Annotated in this window: 17 protein-coding genes and 1 pseudogene; 4 read left to right on the plus strand and 14 right to left on the minus strand. The window is 70.2% G+C overall.

Annotated elements, in window-relative coordinates; translation table 11 throughout:
- Positions 1–10: 10 nt before the first annotated feature.
- From R4Z62_RS13920 to R4Z62_RS13940, 5 genes and pseudogenes are all read right to left on the minus strand, one after another.
- Complete coding sequence (locus tag R4Z62_RS13920) at positions 11–682, minus strand: UbiX family flavin prenyltransferase (protein WP_491519930.1); 672 nt, start codon at positions 680–682, stop codon at positions 11–13.
- Positions 683–2,285: 1,603 nt separating this feature from the next.
- Positions 2,286–3,331, minus strand: a pseudogene (locus R4Z62_RS13925) (RHS repeat-associated core domain-containing protein); the annotation flags it as partial.
- 412 nt (positions 3,332–3,743) lie between these two features.
- A complete protein-coding gene (mqnP, locus tag R4Z62_RS13930) occupies positions 3,744–4,646 on the minus strand; it encodes a menaquinone biosynthesis prenyltransferase MqnP (RefSeq protein WP_491519931.1) in 903 nt (300 codons plus the stop codon).
- Positions 4,643–6,094, minus strand: a complete 1,452-nt coding sequence (locus R4Z62_RS13935) for a menaquinone biosynthesis decarboxylase (protein ID WP_491519932.1) — start codon at positions 6,092–6,094, stop codon at positions 4,643–4,645. The genes mqnP and R4Z62_RS13935 overlap by 4 nt, the downstream gene beginning before the upstream one ends.
- Positions 6,095–6,189: 95 nt before the next feature.
- Positions 6,190–8,241 (minus strand): serine/threonine-protein kinase, encoded by a 2,052-nt coding sequence (locus tag R4Z62_RS13940; RefSeq protein ID WP_491519933.1) that lies wholly within the window; start codon positions 8,239–8,241, stop codon positions 6,190–6,192.
- A gap of 96 nt (positions 8,242–8,337) precedes the next feature.
- On the opposite strand from R4Z62_RS13940, the gene R4Z62_RS13945 reads away from it, so the two are divergent.
- Together R4Z62_RS13945 and R4Z62_RS13950 are read left to right on the plus strand one after the other, a co-directional pair.
- Positions 8,338–8,931, plus strand: a complete 594-nt coding sequence (locus R4Z62_RS13945; RefSeq protein ID WP_491519934.1) for a TetR/AcrR family transcriptional regulator — start codon at positions 8,338–8,340, stop codon at positions 8,929–8,931.
- Between the two features lie 102 nt (positions 8,932–9,033).
- Positions 9,034–9,483: a nucleoside deaminase gene (locus R4Z62_RS13950; protein ID WP_491519935.1), complete on the plus strand. Its 450-nt coding sequence runs from the start codon at positions 9,034–9,036 to the stop codon at positions 9,481–9,483.
- Positions 9,484–9,499: 16 nt separating this feature from the next.
- On the opposite strand, the gene R4Z62_RS13955 is transcribed toward R4Z62_RS13950, so the two are convergent.
- From R4Z62_RS13955 to hemL, 8 genes are all read right to left on the minus strand, one after another.
- A complete protein-coding gene (locus R4Z62_RS13955) occupies positions 9,500–9,913 on the minus strand; it encodes an SRPBCC domain-containing protein (protein ID WP_491519936.1) in 414 nt (137 codons plus the stop codon).
- A 27-nt stretch (positions 9,914–9,940) separates the two neighbouring features.
- Positions 9,941–11,047, minus strand: coding sequence for a c-type cytochrome biogenesis protein CcsB (ccsB, locus tag R4Z62_RS13960; protein WP_389470855.1), 1,107 nt, complete (start codon positions 11,045–11,047; stop codon positions 9,941–9,943).
- Complete coding sequence (gene resB / locus R4Z62_RS13965) at positions 11,044–12,846, minus strand: cytochrome c biogenesis protein ResB (RefSeq protein WP_491519937.1); 1,803 nt, start codon at positions 12,844–12,846, stop codon at positions 11,044–11,046. Before resB ends, ccsB begins: the two co-directional genes overlap by 4 nt.
- A gap of 3 nt (positions 12,847–12,849) precedes the next feature.
- Positions 12,850–13,611: a cytochrome c biogenesis CcdA family protein gene (locus tag R4Z62_RS13970; protein WP_491519938.1), complete on the minus strand. Its 762-nt coding sequence runs from the start codon at positions 13,609–13,611 to the stop codon at positions 12,850–12,852.
- Positions 13,612–13,617: 6 nt separating this feature from the next.
- Entirely contained in the window at positions 13,618–14,283 is a 666-nt protein-coding gene (locus tag R4Z62_RS13975; RefSeq protein ID WP_355481353.1) for a TlpA family protein disulfide reductase, read from the minus strand.
- Between the two features lie 66 nt (positions 14,284–14,349).
- Positions 14,350–15,648, minus strand: a complete 1,299-nt coding sequence (locus R4Z62_RS13980; RefSeq protein WP_064534492.1) for a hypothetical protein — start codon at positions 15,646–15,648, stop codon at positions 14,350–14,352.
- Positions 15,649–15,876: 228 nt separating this feature from the next.
- The gene (locus tag R4Z62_RS13985; RefSeq protein ID WP_051115876.1) at positions 15,877–16,524 is read right to left on the minus strand and encodes a histidine phosphatase family protein; all 648 of its coding nucleotides are present in this window, start codon (positions 16,522–16,524) and stop codon (positions 15,877–15,879) included.
- A 92-nt stretch (positions 16,525–16,616) separates the two neighbouring features.
- A complete protein-coding gene (gene hemL / locus R4Z62_RS13990; RefSeq protein WP_491519939.1) occupies positions 16,617–17,933 on the minus strand; it encodes a glutamate-1-semialdehyde 2,1-aminomutase in 1,317 nt (438 codons plus the stop codon).
- 782 nt (positions 17,934–18,715) lie between these two features.
- Here hemL and R4Z62_RS13995 point away from each other — a divergent pair.
- Positions 18,716–19,153, plus strand: a complete 438-nt coding sequence (locus tag R4Z62_RS13995) for a hypothetical protein (protein WP_018568226.1) — start codon at positions 18,716–18,718, stop codon at positions 19,151–19,153.
- Here the strand turns inward: R4Z62_RS13995 and R4Z62_RS14000 are convergent.
- Positions 19,132–19,707: a flavoprotein gene (locus R4Z62_RS14000; protein WP_491519940.1), complete on the minus strand. Its 576-nt coding sequence runs from the start codon at positions 19,705–19,707 to the stop codon at positions 19,132–19,134. The two genes, R4Z62_RS13995 and R4Z62_RS14000, sit on opposite strands and share 22 nt — an antisense overlap.
- A gap of 1,393 nt (positions 19,708–21,100) precedes the next feature.
- Here R4Z62_RS14000 and R4Z62_RS14005 point away from each other — a divergent pair.
- Positions 21,101–22,312, plus strand: a complete 1,212-nt coding sequence (locus R4Z62_RS14005; RefSeq protein WP_491521871.1) for a helix-turn-helix domain-containing protein — start codon at positions 21,101–21,103, stop codon at positions 22,310–22,312.
- The last annotated feature ends 14 nt before the right edge of the window (positions 22,313–22,326 follow it).

Raw genomic sequence — 22,326 nt, forward strand, 5'->3', positions numbered from 1 at the left:
GGTACTGCTGCTAACGCCGGGCACCGCCACCCAGTTCGCCCTCCCAGCGGCGGTAGAGCCGGTGCGGCACGCCCACCGCGTCGAGAGCGCGGCCGGCGACGAAGTCCACCAGGTGCTGGATGTGGGTCGCACCGGCGTAGAAGGCGGGCGAGGCGGGCAGGACGGTGGCGCCCGCGTCGTCCAGGGCGACGAGCTGCCGCAGCGTCGGGCCGTTCAGCGGGGTCTCCCTGACGGCCACCACCAGCGGCCTGCGCTCCTTGAGGGTCACGCTCGCCGCCCGCTGGAGCAGGTCCTTCGACAGACCGAGCGCGACCCCGGCCACGCACGCCGTCGAGGCCGGCACGATCAGCATCCCCCGCGCGGGGTACGACCCCGAGGACGGCCCGGCCGCCAGGTCACCGGCGCTCCAGTGCCGCACGTCCGCGAGGTCCGCCTCGAAGGTGCCGGGCTCCCCGTCCGCCCCCAGCGCCAGCCACTCCCCCAGATCCTCCCGCCAGTGCGCGTCCCGGAAGGAGATGCCCGTCTCGTCGAGCAGGGTGAGCCGCGAGGCCCGGCTGACCACCAGGTCGACACTCTCCCCGGCGTCGATCAGCCCGCGCAGCACAGCAGCCGCGTACGGCGTACCGGACGCGCCGGAAACCCCCACGATCCAAGGCTCGCGCCGCGTTTTCCCTGCGTTCACATATCGAGCCTACCGGCGGGGGCTACGGGCGCTCGCACCAGGAGGGCGGGGCGACGGAAGGGGTACGGACGGCATAAGGCTCGACCGGGCTCTCCTTCTATGCATCGCCGTGTCACCCGCCACCGGGCCGGTCGTCTCTTCGGCCCTGCCGACGCGACGGATCGCCTGCCTGTGCCCCGGTAGAACCAGGGACCGACGCTTGCGACACCGCCGCGCACAAGGGGGAGCAGTCTGCGCCCTGTCCTACGCTCCGTGTCCGCCGGTCCCCGCCACCCGTGGGCCGTGCGAGCCGCCGAGCCGAGTCCGGCCAGAGCTCACGACCAGGACCGCCGCACCATGGCCAGGTACAAAGCTTGCACACTCAGTTCTGCTTCAGCCCGCAACTCGCCCTCAGGCGGAGCTCCTTGGATCGCGCCGGGATCCATCCGGGCAAAAAATTCCAGAACCTCGCCCTTCGCTCGGTGAAAAAAGAACGGGTCCGGCCAGCCCGAACGCGAGAGCTTCACCCCTTGCTCAAGAAGCAGTAGTCAGAATCATCCAAGTCCCCCAGAGCTGCCCACAGGGTGACCTTCCCCTCCCTGCGGGCGACCTCATATTGCGCTACCGCCCCCGAAGCGTCGCCTCGAAATGTCAACTTCACCTGCGAAGCGGCATGAGGTTCGACGGTCGAACTGGGGGTGAATATCCTCCAAGATCCTCCCCGCACCGAAGGGTCACCACACACCCTTTCAGCGGTGAAATCACCCGTCTCAAGGAATGTGATGGAAGACCCGTTCTCGTCTTTCCATTCACCCGTCAGACCGTCACGAGAAATCCTCTCTTTGACTCCGACGGGAGAGTCGGAGAGAAGTCCGCACCCCGAGGCCAACAGCCCGACGGGACACCACAACAGCAGCCCCGCGATCCACCGCCAGGAACGAGAAGCTTTCAACGCGCCGTTCCCCCTTAGACGCCGGTAAGCCCCTGAACTAGTTCTCGTCAAAGAAGAGTGTCTCCTTCCAGGTGATCACATGAGTCACATCCGCCATCGGACCCGAGCTTCTGTCGAGCGACCTAGCCGAGCCCTCACCCTGTATCTATTCAAACTCTTGAGATCTATGGAAACATGAAGAAATCCCTGAAGAGTGGACATCTCACTCAGGCTGTACTCAGCAAGAGTCCCCAAGTCGGATTCATGATACTTCTTCCAGTCTCCCACCGCAGCGGCCCGATCCTCCACAGCCTCCGAAGTGGCTGCCATGTAAGCCGACATCAAACTGTCATCCCCGTAAACAACTCGGTGCGGACCACGCCCCAAAACCCAGCGCATTATCAAGGTATCGGGCCCATAGTCTTCCGCTGCAGCCGAGCTGCTCGCCACTGCACCTCCACAGAAAGGCCATACCGGCGAGGACCTGCAAAAGCCCGGCAAATTATCCCAGATCTGAGAAGCTTGCGCGCGAATCGCGTAGTACGGGTCCTCGATCGCACTGCCCGTAACCGGCAGAGACCGCTTCCCGGTAGAGGCCCCGTCGGTGTGCCGAAGCTGTTCCCCCCGGGGGTGATCGTTCCACCTCCGCTGCTGGCTGTTCCGCCGCTCCTGGGGCAGGTGTAGTAACAGCCACCAGCCAGTGGGGCGGCCGACCCAGGTGGCTTGGCCCCTGGGTCGGCTTCTGCGTGGCCGACCAGGTGGTGGCGTTCGGCGTGTCGTAGACGGTGGCGGCGTCCGCGAGCACGTCACCGCGCCGGTCGGCGGCCGCGGGCAGATCGAGTGCCGCGTCCTTCGTGGCGCACTGGCCGACGACGGTGGCGTCGAAAGACGTCTTCGTCTGCCGTTCGCGCCAGCTCTGAGGCGTCGTCAGGTACGTGTAGGAGTGGACTTTCTCGGTCCGGACATAGCGGGCGATCCGGTCGTCGGCGCCCGGTGGGCTCTGGCGAGCTGTCTCCTTGGACCACGGGTCGTTCACCGTGGCCGAGATCGCCGTCGCGCCGTCGTAGGTGACCTCCTGGCGGAGCATGCCCGCGTACTGGTCGCTGTCGGCCTGCGCAGCCGCTCCCAGGGCGGGCGAGGCGAGCGGTGCGACGGTGACGGACTTGGTGCTGCCGTCCTTGTTCTTGTCGCCGTCCATGCCCTGGAGGTACAGGGAGACCGTCTTGGACCGCGTCTCGGTGGTGACACCGGCCAGGGTGGTGACCTGGCGGTATCCGCGCCAGTCGGACCAGGTCCGCTCGTTCTTCGGAGTGAACGGGTCGTCGCTGTGGTGCCAGGCCGCGCCGCTGTAGCTGTAGGCGTATTCGAGGGCCTCGTTGTTGCCGGCCGGGTCCGAGACGTTCACCGCGAGGACGCGGTACTTGTGGAACCAGTCGATGGCGGCGTTCTCGCTTGCGCGTGAAGAAGGAGGGACCGGCGGCGTCGCAGTCGTCGTCGCCCTTCGTGCACAAGGCGTCGAAGGGCACCTCGGGCCAGTTGTCGGCGGTGTCCTTGGTGAGGCTGGAGCAGTTGTCGGCGGTGCAGCGCTCGGCGTAGCCGAAGGTGACCGCGTTGCCGCGAGGGTCCTCGACATAGTCGAGGTTCCAGCGCCAGGCCTGGTTCAGGGCACGGTCCGCGAAGGAACTGCCGCCCGAGTAGCCGGGTTCGCCGGAGTCGTCGCCGAAGACCGGCACGGTCCACGCCCGGCACCTCCACCCGCTCGCCGGACTGCTCCGCCCGGGTCAGCGCCTTCTGCCCTTCGGAGACGGGCACCGAGTCCGTCCCCGCCGCGGAGACGGCATGCGCCGCCGGCGCCGGCAGGGCGGCCATCACGGCCACCGTTGTCAGCGCCGCCACCGCGGAAGCCGTCCCACCACGCCGCCTGCGCCCACGGCGCACCACGGCTTCCAGCCCACCCCACCCCACCCGCACGAAACCCCGCCCCCGCCATCACAAGATCTTCATAGGTAAGCGAGATTTAAAGGCGTGGTTTCACCCTGTGTCAAGGTCCCACCACGAGAAGCGAACCACCCACCGCACCCCACTCACCCCGAAGTGACCGGGCAGATCAGGTCACTTCGGGGTGAGCACTCGGCCTCACCCGACGACGGGCTACGGCCGCAGCCCCCGCACCAGCAGATCCAGCAGCGCGCACACGAAGAGCGCGATGCCGATGAAGCCGTTGACACTGAAGAACGCCCGGTTCAGGCGGGACAGGTCGTGGGGGCGGACGATGGTGTGTTCGTAGAGGAAGGCGCCGACGACGACGAGCAGGCCGAGCCAGAAGAGGACACCCGCGCCGGTGGCCAGGGCGAACCAGACGAACAGGGCCGTGGTGACGGTGTGGCAGGCGCGGGCGCCCCAGATCGCGGCCGGGATGCCGAAGCGGGCCGGGACCGAGCGGACGCCGATCTGGCGGTCGGTCTCGACGTCCTGGCAGGCGTAGATCAGGTCGAAGCCGCCGATCCAGACGCCGACGGCCAGGCCCAGGATCACCGCCTTCCACGACCACTCGCCGCTGATCGCCAGCCAGGCGCCGATCGGGCCCATCGCCTGGGCCAGGCCCAGGATGGCCTGCGGGAAGTTCGTGAACCGCTTGCCGTAGGGGTAGACGACCATCGGGACCACCGCGATGGGGGCGAGGGCCAGGCAGAGCGGGTTCAGCAGGGCGGCGGCGCCCAGGAAGACCACCAGGGCGATCAGCGCACCGGTCCAGGCGTGCCGTACGGACATCGCGCCGGTGACCAGCTCGCGGTGCGCGGTGCGCGGGTTGCGGGCGTCGATCTCCCGGTCGATGATCCGGTTCACCGCCATGGCGAAGGTGCGCAGCCCCACCATGCAGACGGTCACCAGGAGCAGCCGCGCCCAGTGGATGTTCTCGTCCCACTCGTACATCGCGGTGAGCGCGGCGATGTACGCGAAGGGCAGCGCGAAGACCGAGTGCTCGATCATGACCAGGCGGAGGAATGCTTTCGTGCGTCCCGGCTGGGGCATCGCGGCGGCGGAGGCGCTCACAGGCCGTACTCCTTCCAGCGGCGGTCGACTTTCGCCGCCGTATCCGGGTCGGAGACCACCATCTCCGGCCAGCCGCCGTCGCGGGTGTATCCCTCCTGCGGCAGCTTCTTCGTGGCGTCGATGCCTGCCTTGCCGCCCCAGAACTGCTGGTAGGAGGCGTGGTCGAGGTGGTCGACGGGGCCTTCGACGACGGTGAGGTCACGGGCGTAGTCCGTGTTGCCCAGGGCCCGCCAGGCGACCTCGTGCAGATCGTGCACGTCGCAGTCGGCGTCGACGACCACGATCAGCTTGGTCAGCGACATCATGTGCGCTCCCCAGATGGCGTGCATCACCTTCTGGGCGTGCTTGGGGTACTTCTTGTCGATGGAGACGATCGCGCAGTTGTGGAAGCCGCCCGCCTCGGGCAGGTGGTAGTCCACGATGTCCGGCACGATGATCCTGAGCAGCGGCAGGAAGAAGCGCTCGGTGGCGCGGCCGAGCGGGCCGTCCTCCGTGGGGGGCCTGCCGACCACGATCGACTGGAGCAGCGGGCGCCTGCGCATCGTCACGCAGTCGATGGTGAGCGCCGGGAAGGGCTCCTGCGGGGTGTAGAAGCCGGTGTGGTCGCCGAAGGGGCCCTCCGGCAGCATCTCGCCCGGCTCCAGCCAGCCCTCCATGACCACTTCGGCCTGGGCCGGGACCTGGAGCGGCACGGTCTTGCAGTCGACCATCTCGATCCGCCGGCCCGCGAGGAACCCGGCGAACAGGTACTCGTCGATGTCGCCGGGCAGCGGCGCGCTGGAGGCGTACGTCACGGCGGGCGGGCAGCCGAAGGCGATGGCGACCGGCAGCCGCTCGCCGCGCCGGGCCGCCACCTGGTAGTGGTTGCGGCTGTCCTTGTGGATCTGCCAGTGCATGCCGATGGTGCGCCGGTCGTGGCGCTGGAGCCGGTACAGGCCCAGGTTGCGGATGCCCGACTCCGGGTCCTTGGTGTGGGTCAGACCGAGGTTGAAGAAGGAGCCGCCGTCCTGGGGCCAGGTGAACAGCGCGGGCAGCGCGTCGAGGTCGACGTCGTCGCCGCGCAGCACGACCTCCTGGACGGGCGCCTCCTTGACCTTGCGCGGCGGTACGTGCGCCATCGCGCCGAGCTTGCCGAACGCCTCGCGCACCCCCACGAAGCCGTGCGGCAGCTCGGGCCGCAGCAGCCCGCCGATCCGCTCGCTGATCTCGGCGTAGGACTTCAGGCCGAGCGCCTTCAGCAGCCTGCGGTCGGTGCCGAAGACGTTCATGGCGAGCGGCATCGCCGAGCCCTTCACGTTCTCGAAGAGCAGTGCGGGGCCGCCGGACTTCTGCACCCGGTCGACGATCTCACCGACCTCCAGATACGGGTCGACCTCGGCCTTGATGCGCTTGAGGTCGCCCTCGCGCTCCAGCGCCCTGAGCAGGGAGCGAAGATCGTCGTAAGCCATGGGGTCCAGTATCGCCGAGGCGGTCGCGCGTCCCGCGACCGCCCCGTGCCCGGCGGGCGCGTGGCGCCGTCCCGGTGCTCCGGCCGGCGCCGGGCCTAGCCCTTCGACCAGCGCTGGGCGGCGGAGCCGGAGGAGCAGGCGGCGGTGTCCACGGTGCCGTTGGCGAGGACGGCGAGGCAGCGGCCGTTGTAGTCGCTCCTGAGGGTGCCGCCGGAGCCGTAGCGCCAGCTGATGTCCGCGTCGCTGCTGCCTGCGCGGTCGCAGGACATGGTCATGAGGCCGCCGGCCGGCAGGCTGGCGCTCAGACAGGCGCCGGTCGCCTTGTTGAAGAGGTGGACGCCGCCGGAGCCGGCGCTGCGGAACTCCCAGTCCGCGCGCGCGGACGTGCAGCTCTCCATGATCGCGCCGTAGCCGTAGGAGACGGACAGGCAGGTGCCGCTGGAGCCGTTGCGCAGGGTGAAGATGCCCGAGGCGGGCGGCTCGCCGGTGCTGCCGCCGGAACCGCCGCTTCCACCGGAGCCCCCGCTCCCGCCCGAGCCCCCGCTTCCGCCCTCTCCGGAGCCGCCGCCCGACGGCTTGGTGCTCCCGCCCCCGCCACCGCCGCTCCCGCCGCCGCTCCCGGAGCCGCCGCCCGCGCTCTCCTTGCCGGTCGTGCCACCGCCCCCGGCCTTGCCGCCGCCGCCCGGCTGCCCGCCCCGGCCGCCCGCGCCGTCCGTGCCGTCCGCCCCGTCCGCGTCCTTCTCCCCCGGCTGCCCGGCCGCGCTGTCCTTGCCCTTGCCGTCGTCCTTGTCCTTGCCCTTCTTCCCGCCCTTGCCCGGCGACGCGGACCCGGACGGCGTCGCCGTCGCCCGAGCGGAGGCGCCGGACGGGGACGGGCCGGCCGGTCCCGTGACCGGCACCGAGACGGTGGGGGCGGCCTGCGCGCCGTCGCTGGTGGCGGCCGTGTAGGGCAGCAGTTGCAGGGCGAGAGTGGCGCCGGTCGCCGTGACCACGACCGGGACGAGCGCCAGCAGCACGCGCCGTCGGCCCCGGTGGGCGGGCTCGCGGTCCGGCGCGGTGTCCTTGCCGCCGGAACCGGGGTCCGAGCCGGGCCCGGCGACCCCGCCGTCACCCCCGCCCCCGCTGCTACGGCCACCCCCGGCGCCGCCGCCCTCCCCCGCCGCCGCACCCGGCCCCCCGGCCGTGGTGGCGGACCGCGCGAGCTTCTCCAGCTCCGCCAGTTCCGTGCCCCGGGGCGGGGCCGCGGCGAACGCGGCCCGCTCGGCGAGCCGTTCCCCGGCGCCCTCGGGCCAGGCGGCCCGCTCGGGCAGGTCGCGCCCGCGCGCCCGCTCCAGCAGTTCCGCCGCGCCGGGCCGGACCTCGGGGTCCTTCTCCAGACAGGCCGCCACCAGGTCCGCGAGGTCCGCGTCGACCTCGCGCAGGCCGCTCAGGTCGGGCGCGTCATGCACGATCCGGTAGAGCAGGTCGACCCCGGCGCCCTCGCCGAACGGGGAGTGCCCGGTCGCCGCGTACGCGAGCAGGGAGCCCAGCGCGAAGACGTCCGTGGCGCCGGTCAGCCGCCGGGCCCCGGACGCCTGTTCGGGTGACATGTAGGAGGGGGTGCCGACGACCACGCCGGTGCGGGTCAGCCGGCTCTGCTCGGCGGCGCGGGCGACGCCGAAGTCGATGAGGGTGACGCCGTCGCCGGTGAGCATGACGTTGGACGGCTTGAGGTCGCGGTGCACCATGTCGGCGTCGTGCACCGCGGCGAGCCCGGCCGCCGCCTCGCGCAGCAGTAACCACAGGGCGTCGGCGCAGAGCGTGCCGTGCTCCTCGACGACCTCGCTGAGCGTGAGCCCGGGGATGTACGCGGTGGCCAGCCACGGCGGGCGGGCCTCGCGGTCGCTGGCCAGCAGCGGCGCGGTCACGTCGGCGGGCAGCCGGGCCAGGTTGTCCAGCTCCTGCCCGAACCGGCGCAGGAAGCCGGGATCCTCGGCGAAGACCGAGGGCAGCACCTGCTTCACGGCGGCGTACTCCCCCTGGTGCACGCCCAGGTACACGCGGCCCATGCCGCCGGCGCCGAGCCGCCCGACGAGCGGGATCGCGCCGATCCGCCGCGGGTCCCCCTCCGACAGCGGCTCGGCCCCGCCGCCACTCAGCTCCACCACGTCTCTCCCCGTCCGGCCGTCGGCAACAAGCGCTGTCAGTGTGCCGTCGCGACCCCCGGAATTGGAAGAGTTCTCTAGAAAGTTACACTGGAAACCATGAGCCCCAAGCAGCAGCGCGGGGAGGCCACCGCCGACCTGCTCCTGGACGCGGCGCTGCGCGTGTACGCGGTGACCGGCGACAACGGCCTGACCGTCACCGCGGTCACCGCTGCCAGCGGGGTGAGCATGGGCAGCCTGTACCACCACTTCGGCAGCATCGAGGGGCTGTCGACCGCGCTGCACACCCGCTGGAACTCCCGCCTGCTGGACGCCCTGCTGACGGCGCTGCTCCCCACCCGCACGCTGCACACCGGCGTCCGGGCGCTGGTGCGGGCGTATCTCGCCTTCATCCAGGAGCACCGGGACGCGGCGCTGTTCCTGCACTCCTCCGGGACGTCGCGGGACGCGATGCGCCACGGGCGGCAGGTGCACGAGACACAGGAGGCGCGGCTGGCGGAGCTGGCGGGCTGGCTGGGGCCGCGCGTCGCCGCCGGGGAGATCGCGCCGCTGCCCGCGCCGCTGATCGAGGCGCTGGTGATGGGTCCGGTGGTGGCCACGGCGCGGCGCTGGCTGTCCGGGGCCGGCGAGGTCGACCTGGAGGAGGCGGCCCGGCTGCTGCCCGACCGCATCTGCCGCTCGCTGGCGCCCTGAACGGCCCCGGGCCGCGGCAGCCCCCGGGCCCCGGGGCCGCGGGGCCGCGGGGCCGCGGACGCGCCGTTGCCGCAGCGCACCGGCTGCCCGCACAGTGGGTCCATGGACGAGGCCCAGGCACGCGCATGGCTCGGCCTGGCGCTCGCTGAGGCGCGCGCCGGGCTCGCGGAGGGCGGCATCCCAGTCGGCGCGGCGCTCTACGCGGCCGACGGCACCCTGCTGGGGCGGGGCCGCAACCGGCGGGTGCAGGACGGCGACCCGTCGCTGCACGCGGAGACGGCCGCGTTCCGCGCCGCGGGACGGCAGCGGTCCTACCGGGGCACGACGATGGTGACCACGCTCTCGCCCTGCTGGTACTGCTCCGGGCTGGTCCGCCAGTTCGGGATCGGCCGGGTCGTCGTCGGGGAAGCGGTCACCTTCCACGGCGGGCACGGGTGGCTGGCGGAGCACGGCACGGAGATCGTGGTCCTCGACGACCCGCAGTGCGTGGAACTGATGCGCGGCTTCGTGCGCGAGCGCCCGGAGCTGTGGCGGGAGGACATCGGGGAGTGATCACCGCCCCCGAGGGCTACTCTTCCGCCAGCTTTTCGATGAGATGTTCGAAGCGGGTCCGCCAGGCCCGCTCCGAGGCGCCCTCGCCGCCGAACTCATGGGTGCAGCGGAGCACACAGCCGTCCGCGCCGTCCCGTTCCAGGTGGAAGCGGATCCGGCCGCCGTCCGCCAGGGTGTACTCGGCGACCCGGTCGACGTCCCAGGCGGTGACCTGGCCGCTGCCCAGGCCGCGCAGGCTGACCGCGCCGCCGAGCCGGGGTTCCAGCTCGTCGGCGGGGGTGAACCAGCCCGCGAGCCCGTCCGGGGTGGACAGCGCGGGCCAGACGGCCTCCATGGGCCGCGGGAAGCGGACCAGGAAGCCCAGGATGTGCGTACTGCCGTGCGTCTGGCTGGTGCCCTGTTCGATGGAACCGCCGAAGGAACCGGTCATACCGGCCGGGTTCCCCGCGGCGGCCGGTCAGACGCCCGCGTACGAGTGCTTGCCGCCGACGAAGATGTTCACGCCGTAGTAGTTGAACAGGTAGCAGGCGAACGCGATCAGCGCGATGTAGGCCGCCTTGCGGCCCTTCCAGCCGGCCGTGGAGCGGGCGTGCAGATAGCAGGCGTAGGCGACCCAGGTGATGAAGGCCCAGGTCTCCTTGGGGTCCCAGCCCCAGTAGCGGCCCCAGGCCGACTCGGCCCAGATGGAGCCCGCGATGATCGTGAACGTCCACAGCGGGAAGACGGCCGCGTTGATCCGGTACGCGAACTTGTCCAGCGAGGCGGCGGCGGGCAGCCGCTCCAGCACCGACTTCGCGAAGGAGCCCGGCTCGCCGCCCGAGGCCAGCTTGTTCTCGTAGGAGTCCTTGAAGAGGTAGGCGAGCGTGCCGACCGCGCCGACGTACAGGGCCGCGCCGCAGAAGATCGCGGTGGAGACGTGGATGTACAGCCAGTACGAGTGCAGGGCCGGGACGAGCTGGTCGCTGGCCGTGTACAGGACGGTGACCGCGAGGCCCAGGTCCAGCAGGACCGTGGTGGTCAGGAACAGGCCGATCCAGCGCACGTTCTTCTTCAGGGCGAGCAGCGCGAGGTACACGCCGACCGCGACCGTGGAGAAGGTGATGTTGAACTCGTACATGTTGCCCCACGGCGCCCGCTCCACGGAGGCCGCGCGGGCGACGACGCCCGCCAGCTCCACCAGGAAGGCGAGCACGGTGAGCGAGACGGCGATCCGGCCGTACAGGTCGCCCTGCACGTCACCGCCGTGCGCGCCGGGCCCGTCGGGCACGTCGCGGGCGCCGGCGGCGGACCGCACGACGACCTGGGGGCGCTCCAGTACGGCGGTGCCCCCGGCGGACTTCACCGCCACGGCCGGGCCCGCGGCCCCGGCCGCCTTCTGGTCGCCGGCGGTCAGCGCGGCAGCCGTGCGGGCCACCTTGCTGCGGCTGCCGAAGAGCCATTCCGCGATGTAGGCGAGGAAGGCCAGGGTGTAGACGGCCATCGAGGAGTAGATCAGCGCGTTGCTGGTGTGCGCCAGGTTTTCGTTGGTCGCCGTGGCGAGCTCGGTTGCGGCGGCGAGAGTCACTTCTTCTCAGCCCCTTCGGCGGGTACGGGGGTGGCGGCGCTCTGCTCCGGGTCGGAGCCGGCGTCGGGCTGTTCGGGCTGTGTGGGTGCCTTGTCGTGGACCAGGGCGGCCAGGGCGCCGATCTCCTCGGGGAGCTTCGCCGACTCGCTGCGGCCCAGACCGGCCACCTCGACGACCGTCACCCCGTCGGCGCCCGCCACCGCCCGCACCCAGACCCGGCGGCGCTGGATGAACAGCGATCCGGCCAGGCCGAAGATCGCGGCGACGGCTCCGGTCAGCGCCCAGCCGGTGCCCGGCTGCTGGACGATCTGGAAGCCGGCCCACTCCTTGATGTCCTTGTCGAACGTGATGGAACCGGCGCCGCCGGGCAGCGTCAGCGTCTCGCCGGGCAGCAGGCGGCTCTTGAGGATGTTGCCCTTGGCGTCCTTGAACGGCTTCAGCTTCGGGTTCTTGGTGTCGAGCTGGTAGATGTTCTGCGGGGTGCCCGCGTCCACGCCCAGGTCGCCGTGGTAGGCGCCCAGCGACAGCACGGGGAACTGGAGCGCGGGGAACTGGGAGAACATCGTGCCCTTGCCGGCCCCGGCGAAGGTCGGCACGAAGAACGCGGCGAAGCCGAGCTGCTCGCTCTTGCCCTGCGCGTTCCGGTAGCCGTCCATCACCTTGATCGCGCCCTGCGAGGTGACGTTGGGGTCCAGCGGCAGCAGCGGCACGGCCTGGCGGTAGACCACCCGGCCCTTGCCGTCGCGCACGGTGACGGTGGGCGCGTAGCCGTGGCTGACCAGGTAGACCTTGGCGTCGTCGATCTCCAGCGGCTCGTTGACCTTGACGGTCCGGTGCCGCTCCTCGCCGTCGGCGCCGACGCTGTAGTCGATGTCCGCCTGGTAGGTGCGCGGGGTGCCCTTGTTGGGGCCGCTCGGCTCGTAGGTGCCGGTGAACTTCTTCAGGGTGAAGCTGAACGGGACGAGGTCGTCGTCGTCGAAGAGGTTCCCGGACTTGAAGTCGTCGTACTGGGTGAGGGTGTTGGCGAAGCCGTCGCCCTCGACGATCAGCTTGTTGCCCTCGGTCTTGAACAACTGGCCCCAGGCGAAGGCGATCAGCATCACGATCAGCGCGATGTGGAAGAGCAGGTTGCCCGCCTCGCGCAGATAGCCCTTCTCGGCGGCGACCGCGTCACCGGAGAGGTGGGCGCGGAAGCGGCGCTGCCGCAGCGTCCTCAGCGCGGCCTCGCGGACCTCCTCGGGCGCGGCGGCGGTGCGCCAGGTGGCGTACGCGGGCAGCCGGGTCAGCCGCTTGGGCGCGCCCGGCGGGCGGCTGCGCAGCTGGCCGGTGAACTGCCAGGTGCGCGGCACGATGCAGCCGATGAGGGAGACGAACAGCAGGATGTAGATCGCGGAGAACCACACCGAGCTGTAGACGTGGAACAGGCCGAGCCGGTCGTAGACGGGCGCGAGCGTGGTGTGGGCCTGGCGGAACGCCTCGACCTTCGTCGCGTCGCTGCCGGTCTGCGGGATCAGCGAGCCGGGGATGGCGCCCAGGGAGAGCAGGAACAGCAGCAGCAGCGCGACCCGCATGGAGGTCAGCTGCCGCCAGAACCAGCGGACCCAGCCGATGAACTCGCGGCCGGTCCAGGCGAGCCAGCCGGCCGCGCCGGGGGCGCGGCGGCCGCCGAAGGAGCCGGGCACGGCCGTCTCGGCGGGCGCGGTGGACAGCTGGGAGCCGGCCGCGCCGAGGTCGTCCTCACCGGGGGGCGGCGCGGCCGGCTTCTCGTCGGCGCGCGTACCGGGTGTCGTCTTGCTCATGGATCAGATCCCCACAGTGAAGCCGCTGGACCAGGTCTGCATCTCCTGCACCAGCCGGTCCCAGGCGCCGGTGAGCAGCAGCACACCGGTCACGATCATCATCGTCCCGCCGAGGCGCAGCACCCACACATAGTGGCGCTTGACCCAGCCGAACGCGCCGAGGGCCTTGCGGAAGGCGATGGCGGTGAGCACGAACGGTATGCCGAGCCCGGCGCAGTAGGCGACGGTCAGCAGGGCACCGCGCCCGGCGCTGGCCTGGTTGGAGGAGAGCGCCACCACGGAGGCCAGCGTCGGGCCGATGCACGGCGTCCAGCCGACGCCGAACAGGGCGCCGAGCAGGGGTGCGCCGACCAGGCCGGTGGCCGGCCGCCGGTGGAAGCGGAACTCACGCTGGGTCAGCCAGGGCACCAGGCCCATGAAGAAGACGCCCATGAGGATCATGAGCACACCCAGCACCTTGGACAGGGTCCCCTTGTACTCCTGGAGGGTCTGCCCGAAGAAGCCGAACATCGCGCCGCCGCTGACGAACACGACGGTGAAGCCGAGCACGAACAGCGAGGCGCCCACGGCCATCCGGCCGCGCCGGGCCTCGGCCAGGTCGGTGCCGGTGACCCCGGTCACGTACGAGAGGTAGCCGGGGACGAGGGGCAGGACGCACGGCGAGAAGAAGGAGACGAGTCCGCCGAGGACGGCGACGGGCAGCGCGAGCAGCAGGGCCCCGCTGAAGACCGTCTGGTTGGGATCGGTGGCTGCGGCCAGTAGCACGGCGGCTCACTTCTCCGCGAGGACCGGGTCGAGCATCTTGCGCAGCTTCTCCTCGCTGAGCGCCTGGAGGGCGCGCGCCGCGATGTTCCCGTCCCGGTCGATGACCAGGGTGCTCGGGATGGCCTGCGGATTGAGGGTGCCCTTCTTGAAGCGGAGCATCAGCTTGCCGGTGGGGTCGTACAGGCTCGGGTACGGCACCGCGTAGCTCTTCTCGAACTGCTGGGCCGGCTGGGTGCTGGTGTCGCGGGTGTTGATGCCGACGAACCGCACGCCCTCGGCGGCGGTGTCCCCGGCGACCTTGACCAGGTTGGGCGCCTCGGCGCGGCACGGCGAGCACCAGGATCCCCAGACGTTGAGGACGACGACCTTGCCCTTGTAGGAGGCGAGGTCGAGTTCCTTGCCGTCGATGGTCTTGCCGGACAGCTCGGGGGCGGGCTTGCGGTCGCCCTTCTTCACCGTGGCGATGCCGTCGGAGCCGGTGATGAAGTTGGTGTTGCCCGAGCCGCCGGAGGTGCCCCCGGAGCCGCAGGCGGTCAGGACGAGTGCCGCGGCCGCGGTCCCGGCGGCGAGCAGGACGGCGCGGCCGCGGGCACGGGGCGTGCGCGTGCGGTGCGGTGCGGACGTGCGGTTCGCCCGGCGGGAGCACTGGGGGGCGCGGCTGGCGGCACTCATGTGAAAAGTTTCGCATGCCTGTTCCGGGGATCTTGCCCGCCCCCCTCCCGGGCGGAAAACCGCATATCAGGCGCCGTCGGCGGTGCCCTTCCCGGTCCCGGTGCCCGTGCCTGCGGGAGTCTTCAGGAACTCCTTCCAGCCGCCCGTCGGCTGCTGCCCGACCTCCAGGGTGCGCAGCTTGGCGAGCACCTCCGGCTTCTGCACGTCCATCCAGTCGACGAACTGCCGGAAGGAGACCAGGCGCACATCGGCGCCCTTGTCGCGCTCGGCGGCGATGTGCTTGAAGGCCTCCTCGACGGAGTCCATGTAGATGCCGCCGTTCCACTGCTCGAAGTGGTTGCCGATGAAGAACGGCGCGCGGTTGGTCTGGTACGCCCGCTCGAAGCCCTGGATGTAGGCCTGCGCGGACTGCTTGCGCCAGCCGGGGTAGTTGACCGGCGGGGCCTTGGTGGAGTTCAGGGACTGGTTGGCCAGCATGTTGTAGTCCATCGAGAGGACCTCGAACTTCCGGCCGGGGAACGGGACCTGCTGGAGCGGGAGGTCCCAGATGCCGAGCTTCTTGACCGGCCACACCTGGCGGCCGCCCGGCGAGGAGGCGTCGTAGCGCCAGCCGAGGTCCTTGGCGGTGGGCAGCAGGTGGTCCTGGCCGAGCAGGCAGGGGGTGCGGCCGCCGACCAGTTCCTTGTCGTAGTCGAAGGGCAGGGAGGGCAGGTCGGTCCAGCCGGTGTTGGTCCGCCACTGCTTCACGAACGCCTTGGCCTGGTCGATCTCGCTGCGCCACTGCTTGGGCGTCCAGTCGCCCACGGTGCCATGGCCGGAGCAGAAGTGGCCGTTGAAGTGGGTGCCTATCTCGTGGCCCTCCAGCCAGGCACGGCGCACGTTGGTGAGGGTGGCCTTGATGTGCTCGTCGGTGAGGTAGCCGATGTCGGAGGCGCCGCGCGCGTTGTTCGGCGGGTCGTACATGCGCTTCTTGGACTCCGGGAGCAGATAGAGCCCGGAGAGGAAGAAGGTCATGCCCGCCTGGTGCTGCTTGGCGAGGTCGAGGAAGCGGGGGAAGAGGCCGTTGCCGACCTCGCCGGCGCCGTCCCAGGAGAAGACGACGAACTGCGGCGGGGTCTGGCCCGGCTCCAGCGGGACCGGCTTGGCGGGCTGGTGCGGCTGCTTGCCGGTGAACGACGTGGAGCCGTCGCCGATCGGCCGGGCGGGCGGCGGCGTGTCCTTGCCCTGCGAACCCGCACCGGATCCGGAACCGCCGGCGTCGTCCGAGCTGTCCGAAGACGTGAGGCCGCCGCAGCCCGCGAGTCCTACGGCAGCCGCGGTGCCCGCGCCGAGGCCGAGTATTCCCCTCCGGGAGAAGGTGCGCATGAGTCCCTCGATCCGTCACGTCCGCTGAATGGTGGTCACTCGTTCAGAGGGCGTGACGGCCGCGAGGGTTGCGTGACGCGGTATGAATTTCACAACAAACGTAGCGAAATTGTCCGCATGTGACCGATGACTTACGGCCTACTTACGCTCTGTGTACTACGGGAGACCGCAGTTGATCGCGATCAGAGCGGAGTGCTGCGCAATGGGCGATATGCCCCGCTAGGTGCATTACGCCCCGAAGGCCTTCCCCTGGCCCTTCACCGGCCGGGCGCCCGCCAGCAGATGCGCCGGCACCAGATCACGGGCCGGCTCGCTGTAGCCGACGGAGACGATCCGGTCGCCCTGGTACGTGAACGTCGTCAGCGAGGCCAGCGTGCACTGCCGCTTGCGCGGGTCGTGCCACAGCCGCCGCCGCTCCACGTAGGACCGCACGATCCAGATCGGCAACTGGTGGCTGACGACGACGGCCTCGTGCCCGCGCGCCCGGTCCTTCGCCGCGTTCAGCGCGCCCATCATGCGCACCACCTGGTCGATGTACGGCTCGCCCCAGGACGGCCGGAACGGGTTGACCACGTGCTTCCAGTTCGCCGGGCGGCGCAGCGCGCCGTCGCCGACACCGAACGTCTTGCCCTGGAAGACGTTCTCCGCCTCGATCAGCCGCTCGTCGGTGGCGAGGTCGAGCCCGTGCGCCTTGGCGATCGGCGTGGCCGTCTCCTGCGCCCGCTCCAGCGGCGAGGCGACGACGTACGTCACATCGCGCGGGGCCAGGTGCTCGGCGACCCGCTCGGCCATCTGCCGCCCCAGCTCGGACAGGTGGTAGCCCGGCAGCCGCCCGTAGAGCACACCGGTCGGGTTCTCCACCTCGCCGTGGCGCATGAGGTGGACGACGGTGACGTCACTGCCCCCACCGCTCCCGGCGCTCTTGACGTCCTCGGTGATCTCGGTGATCTCGGTGTCCCGCTGCTCGCTCATGCCGTGGCCTCCGCCGCCGCGCGGGCCGCCGCCGGAAGGGCGTCGGCGATCCGCTGGAGCGCCCGCTCGTCGTGGGCGGTGGACACGAACCACGACTCGAAGGACGAGGGCGGCAGATAGACGCCGTGCGCCAGCATCGCGTGGAAGAAGGCGGTGAAGCGGTACGACTCCTGCGCCCTGGCGTCGTCGTAGTCGCGCACCGGCCGGTCGGTGAAGAACACCGAGAACATGTTGGAGGCGTTCTGGAGGGTGTGCGCGACGCCCTCCTTGGTGAGCGCCTCGGAGACCATGGCCTGGATCTGCTGCGAGACGGCGTTCACCTTGGCGTAGGCCGCGTCGTCGAGCAGCCGCAGCTGGGCGAGGCCCGCGGCGGTGGCGACCGGGTTCCCGGAGAGCGTGCCGGCCTGGTAGACGGGCCCGGCGGGGGCGAGGTGCGCCATCACGTCGGCGCGGCCGCCGAAGGCCGCGGCCGGGAAGCCGCCGCCCATCACCTTGCCGAAGGTCATCAGGTCGGGCTCGACGCCGTCGACGCCGTACCAGCCGGCCCGGCTGGTACGGAAGCCGGTCATGACCTCGTCGGAGACGTAGAGCGCGCCGTTGTCCCGGCACAGGTCCCTGAGCCCCTGGTTGAACCCGGGCAGCGGCGGCACGACGCCCATGTTGCCGGGCGATGCCTCGGTGATCACACAGGCGATCTCGTCCGGGTGCGCGGCGAAGGCGGCGCGCACCGCGTCGAGGTCGTTGTACGGCAGCACGATGGTGTCGCCCGCCTGGGCGCCGGTGACGCCGGGCGTGTCCGGCAGCGCGAAGGTGGCGACGCCCGAGCCGGCCGCGGCCAGCAGCGAGTCGACGTGCCCGTGGTAGCAGCCGGCGAACTTGACGACCTTGGCGCGCCGGGTGAACCCGCGGGCCAGGCGGATCGCGGACATGGTGGCCTCGGTGCCGCTGGAGACCAGCCGGACCTGCTCCAGCGGCGCGATGCGCGCCACCATCTCCTCCGCGAGGGCGACCTCGCCCTCACCGGGCGTACCGAAGGAGGTGCCGCGCGCGACCGCGTCCTGCACGGCCGCGATCACCTCGGGGTGGCTGTGCCCGAGGATCATCGGCCCCCAGGAGCACACCAGGTCGACGTACTCCCGGCCGTCGGCGTCCGTCAGGTACGGCCCGCTGCCGGACACCATGAACCGGGGCGTGCCGCCCACGGCGCGGAAGGCGCGCACCGGCGAGTTCACGCCGCCGGGCGTGACGGTCGCCGCCCGGTCGAACAGCGCCTGCGAGGCGGGGGCTTCGTATGGGTATGGCAGTTCGCTCATGGCCTGCGACTTCTCCGATTTCTCGGTTCTCCCGGCGCTGGGTCGGTCCCTCGGGGGGCCGGCCGTCCGGCGTCCGGGCTTCCGGCGCTCGGGCGGACGGCCGCGGTCCGATCAGCGGTCCGGCGGGCGTGTCCTGTCCGGCCACCGGCCCGGTGACCTGTTCGCCGACCTGTTCGGTGACCACTCCGGTGACCTGTTCAGGGTAGGCCAGGGGGCGCGGGGGGCCGGGAGCGGAGCGGGGTGGCGCTCCCGGTCCGCTCCCGGCCCCCGCGCGCGGGCGGATCCCGTATCGGTATCGGTGGCCGTGGCAGTGGCCGAAGAAGCGGCTCAGGCCCGGCCCATCTGAGAAACTGGCCTCCTCGTACGTACGCACAGACACAGGGACGGATGCGTGCGGGCGGACGGACAGGAGGAAGAGTCGTGGCAGGGTCGTGCCGACGGCCACGAAGATCCCGCGGCGAGATGTTTCGGCGTACGTTTCGGCGTGCGGCCGTGGGGGAGGTCACTGACACGATGATCGGGTTGCGCGGCCGGGGCCACGCGTCCTAGAAAAGCAGTCGGGTGGAGATATGCATCGCGGTGGCGGACTGGGCGAGGGGACTGACGACCTGGGTCCTCGGCGTGCCCGGCGGGGAAGGCACCGGCGCGAAGCGGAGGAGACCGCCGAAGCACGTCAGGCGCAGGGCGCGCCCGGCGAATCCGAGCGCTCCGACCGGCGGACCGACGACCGGGCGGGACGCCGGGCCGATCGCCTGCGGGCGGGGAGCAGGAATGGTGGTCGGGTGGGGGTGACGTACAAGTACTTCGGCGCCCCCGACGGCGCGACCGCGGCCCGCGTCCCGATCTCCATGCGCCCCGAGGAACTGGGCGGCGACGAGCTGGGCATGAACGGCATGTTCACCAAGATCAAGCCGGAGACCATGGCCGCGATGGTCCTCACCGGCATCGAGGGCGTCCCCCTGCACCGGGTCCCGCCCCTCGAACTCGTCGTCCTCCACCCCGACTACGCCGTCGTCAGACTCCCCATGACCGTCGTCGACCCCCTCCGCGACATCGGCGAGGAAGCGGTCGGCGCCGCCGCCTTCATCTGGTCCACGGTCCCGGACCGCGGCGGCCCGCGCGACGCGTTCAACGTGTACCAGCTGCTGCACGAGTGGCAGGACTTCAGCCATCGGCTGCATGAGGCGGGGCATCAGGCCTATTGCCTGGTGTGGCCCTGATTCGTGCGGACACCACCGGCGCTCAGCAGCTCCAGCGCTTCCTCCCAGCAGTAGCGCTCCGCCCCGCCGCCGGCCTTCGGCCGGTGGGGTTCGTACGAGCCGATCAGGACACCCATCCCGCGAAGCCGTTCCAGACTCTGGCGGTACGCGGGGTGGGCGGCCTGGGCGGAGTTCAGGTACGGCAGCACGGCGACCGGGACGCCCATGCCGTACGCCTCGCACAGGATGCCCAGGGCGAGGGTGTCGGAGATCCCGGCGGCCCACTTGTTGATCGTGTTGAAGGTGGCGGGAGCCACGGCGATCGCGTCCGCGGGCGGCAGCGGGCGGGGATCTCCCGGCGAGCGCCAGGCGGAGCGGATCGGGTAGCCGGTCTGCGCCTCGACCGCCTTGGCGTCGATGAAGCCGAGACCCTGCGGTGTGGCGACGGCGCCGACGTCCCAGCCGGCCTCCTGCGCGGTGGTGATGAGCTTGCCGACGTCACGGGCGACGCCTGCCGCGCACACGACGACGTAGAGGAAGGGCTTCTTGTCCGGGGCGGTCGGTTCTTCGGTCACGCGGGCACTCCCAACTGACGGCTGAGGCGGTGCGTTTCTGGCAGAGTACGGCGGCGGCGGTCGCGCGCGGCCAGGGGACGTTACGGCTACGAAAGCTCTGGGCGGCGCAAACTCAGAAACGTATCGGGCCCGTTAGCCACTTGAGAGTGCAAGTACCACGATGCTCGTGTCAAAGAACTTCCGACGACGCATGTCACCGGCTTCTGAACATGATGGACGGGTCCTGTACGGCGGCGAATCTCAACTCGTGCTGTACTGCACTCGATTCCTCCGAGCCAAACGAAGTACGTGCATGCCCTCTGCGCCACGACAGGGCTTCGTCTTGTCCCAACGATTCGACAGCGCCTTCGGCGCCTTGATCAACGGGTAGCTCGGTGGATTCCGGTAAACGTGTGGCTGAGACTCGAAGACTGAGTACTACAGCGACCACCAGCCGACCGGCGAGTGGAGAAGGCGTGCCCCCACCCCAGAGCCCCCTACGGCCGGGAAGACACGCACGAGTGACGGATCCCACATCACCTGGTTCCCCGCGCTCGGACCATGAAAGCGCCTGCACCAACGTGCGCAGGATCTCCCCTCGAACCCTGTCCGCCGGGCACCACGAACTGCGTGAACTACCCCTCAACAACGCCCTTTCGAGCGCGGCCGCGAAGCCCAGGGCCCCTACGAGTGGGTAACCCGTCAGATCAACTGACCGTCACAGTCCGATTTATAGACGGAGTTGATTCGAGGCGAGCCATCTGAGGGCCCGTGTTGTGCGTGGGAACCGGTAGGCTCTTCCCAACACCTTCTCCCGTGGCGCATCCCGTCGATCGGTTGACCCGATCGGGGCCGATCGGTTCCGCGAACCGAGGGAAGGTGCTGCGTATGGAAAACCCGCCAGAGAGCGGGGAGCGAAACAACCGGAAGATCGTCAAGAAGGCGTTCGCTTGGCTGACACTTCAGGCACTGAGTGTCTGGGTACGTCACCTGATCGACAAGCTCTTCTAGACGTCTTAGGCCCCCTGCTGGAACAGAGGGCCTAACCGGGAGCCAGCTCCCAGACGCCGGCCCTGTGCCTCCTCCAACGGAGTTGCAAACCGCGGAGGTACAGGGCCTCACACATAACCAACACACGTGGACCGCGATCTCTCAACCATGCGGCCGACGGCGTCCAACGTCGCGCATTTCCGCGTCGCCATCCACCAGTTCTGCCGCTAAAAAACACGTCGGGCCTGGTGAGGAGACCTGTGGAAGCCTCGCCGCGACTCATCCGTGGCTCCTAAATGGTACCCCTAAAGTGGTCCCGACGACGAGAGTGAGCATGAGGATGGCACGGGGACTGACTAACTTTCGCCCCGCTGAGCTGCGAGCACACCGGATGAACGTCGACGCACGGACGGACCGAGGATCGATGACAGCCGAGTGCCTGGCGGAGGCAGTCGGGGCGACAAAGGCCCAGATCTTGGCCTATGAGAATGGGCACCGAGTGCCAGACCCACCTCGTGTGCGTGCTCTCGCCCGAGCGTTGAAGATCCACCCCTGGCAGCTCATGAATCTTGATGACCGCAAGACGTGGTCTCTCGCTGACTTCAGGCGTGCATCGGGGCTGCGAGCCCAGGATGTCGTAGAGCGCCTGGGCATCTCTCCAAAGAACTACCGGCGGTTCGAGAACGAAGGCATCGTGCCTAGCCGACGCCCCCAGTTCATCGATGAGGTGGCCTCTGCTCTGATGATGCCCCGCAGGCTAGTGGAGTTCGCCATAGACGGGACGCCGGCAGTGCAGCGTCGCCAGACTCGGGTCGCGGAACTGGTTGTGGCCATGGCCATGGATTACGTCCCCGCACCCGGACCATGGCGAGGCCCCGCAGCCGACGACCCGCGCCTGATCGAGCTGGCGGCAGCCTACGGCCGTCCTGTACAGCGTCTTCGCCGAGTCCTCACCTATGAGCTGGGCGAACTGCGACAACGACAAGTGCGAGCCGAGCGCGAGCGGGTCGTTGCGGACTACGACACCGACCGAGCCCGTCAGGCCGGCGCGCGCTACGCGCTAGATCGCTGGAACGAGCTCTTCGATAAAACCCTGAGCCGGATACCACGTCGCCTGGAGCGCTTCCACCGAACTGCCCAGCCGTCAGAGGTATGGCAACGCTTGGTCGATCTCTACAATGTAGATGCAGCACAGCGCCCAGATGCCGGCAACTGGGCAGTCGCCAAGCTGTTGTCCGCTGAGCCGCAGGCCCTGCCCCCCTATTTGGTGGAGCAGGGGAACATCGACGACGTCAGGGTCTGCCGACTTTCCACGGCAGGAGCCAGCCACGTTGCTACCTATGCCGGACTGTACGCGGCGCTGTACCCCGGCGCACGTAAACCTGTACGTCTCCGCCCGCGGGCGAACTCAAAGATCCACAACGGAGTGGGAGAAGAGACGTTCTCCCTTCCCGGCCGAGGCGAGCGCCTAGTCGTACCTCAACTGACCTTGGAGGCCACACGCGAAGTGGTGGCAGCCTCCAAGTCCAAGAGCCCGCTGCCCATCAACCTGAGCTCTTCCTATGAACTCATGGTTGGCACGAACTCCCTAACAGTCACCGCGACAGACCCTTTGCCCACCGAGGATACGGACTGACACCGGTGACGCCC

The organism is Streptomyces sp. PL-25, assembly GCF_058344915.1.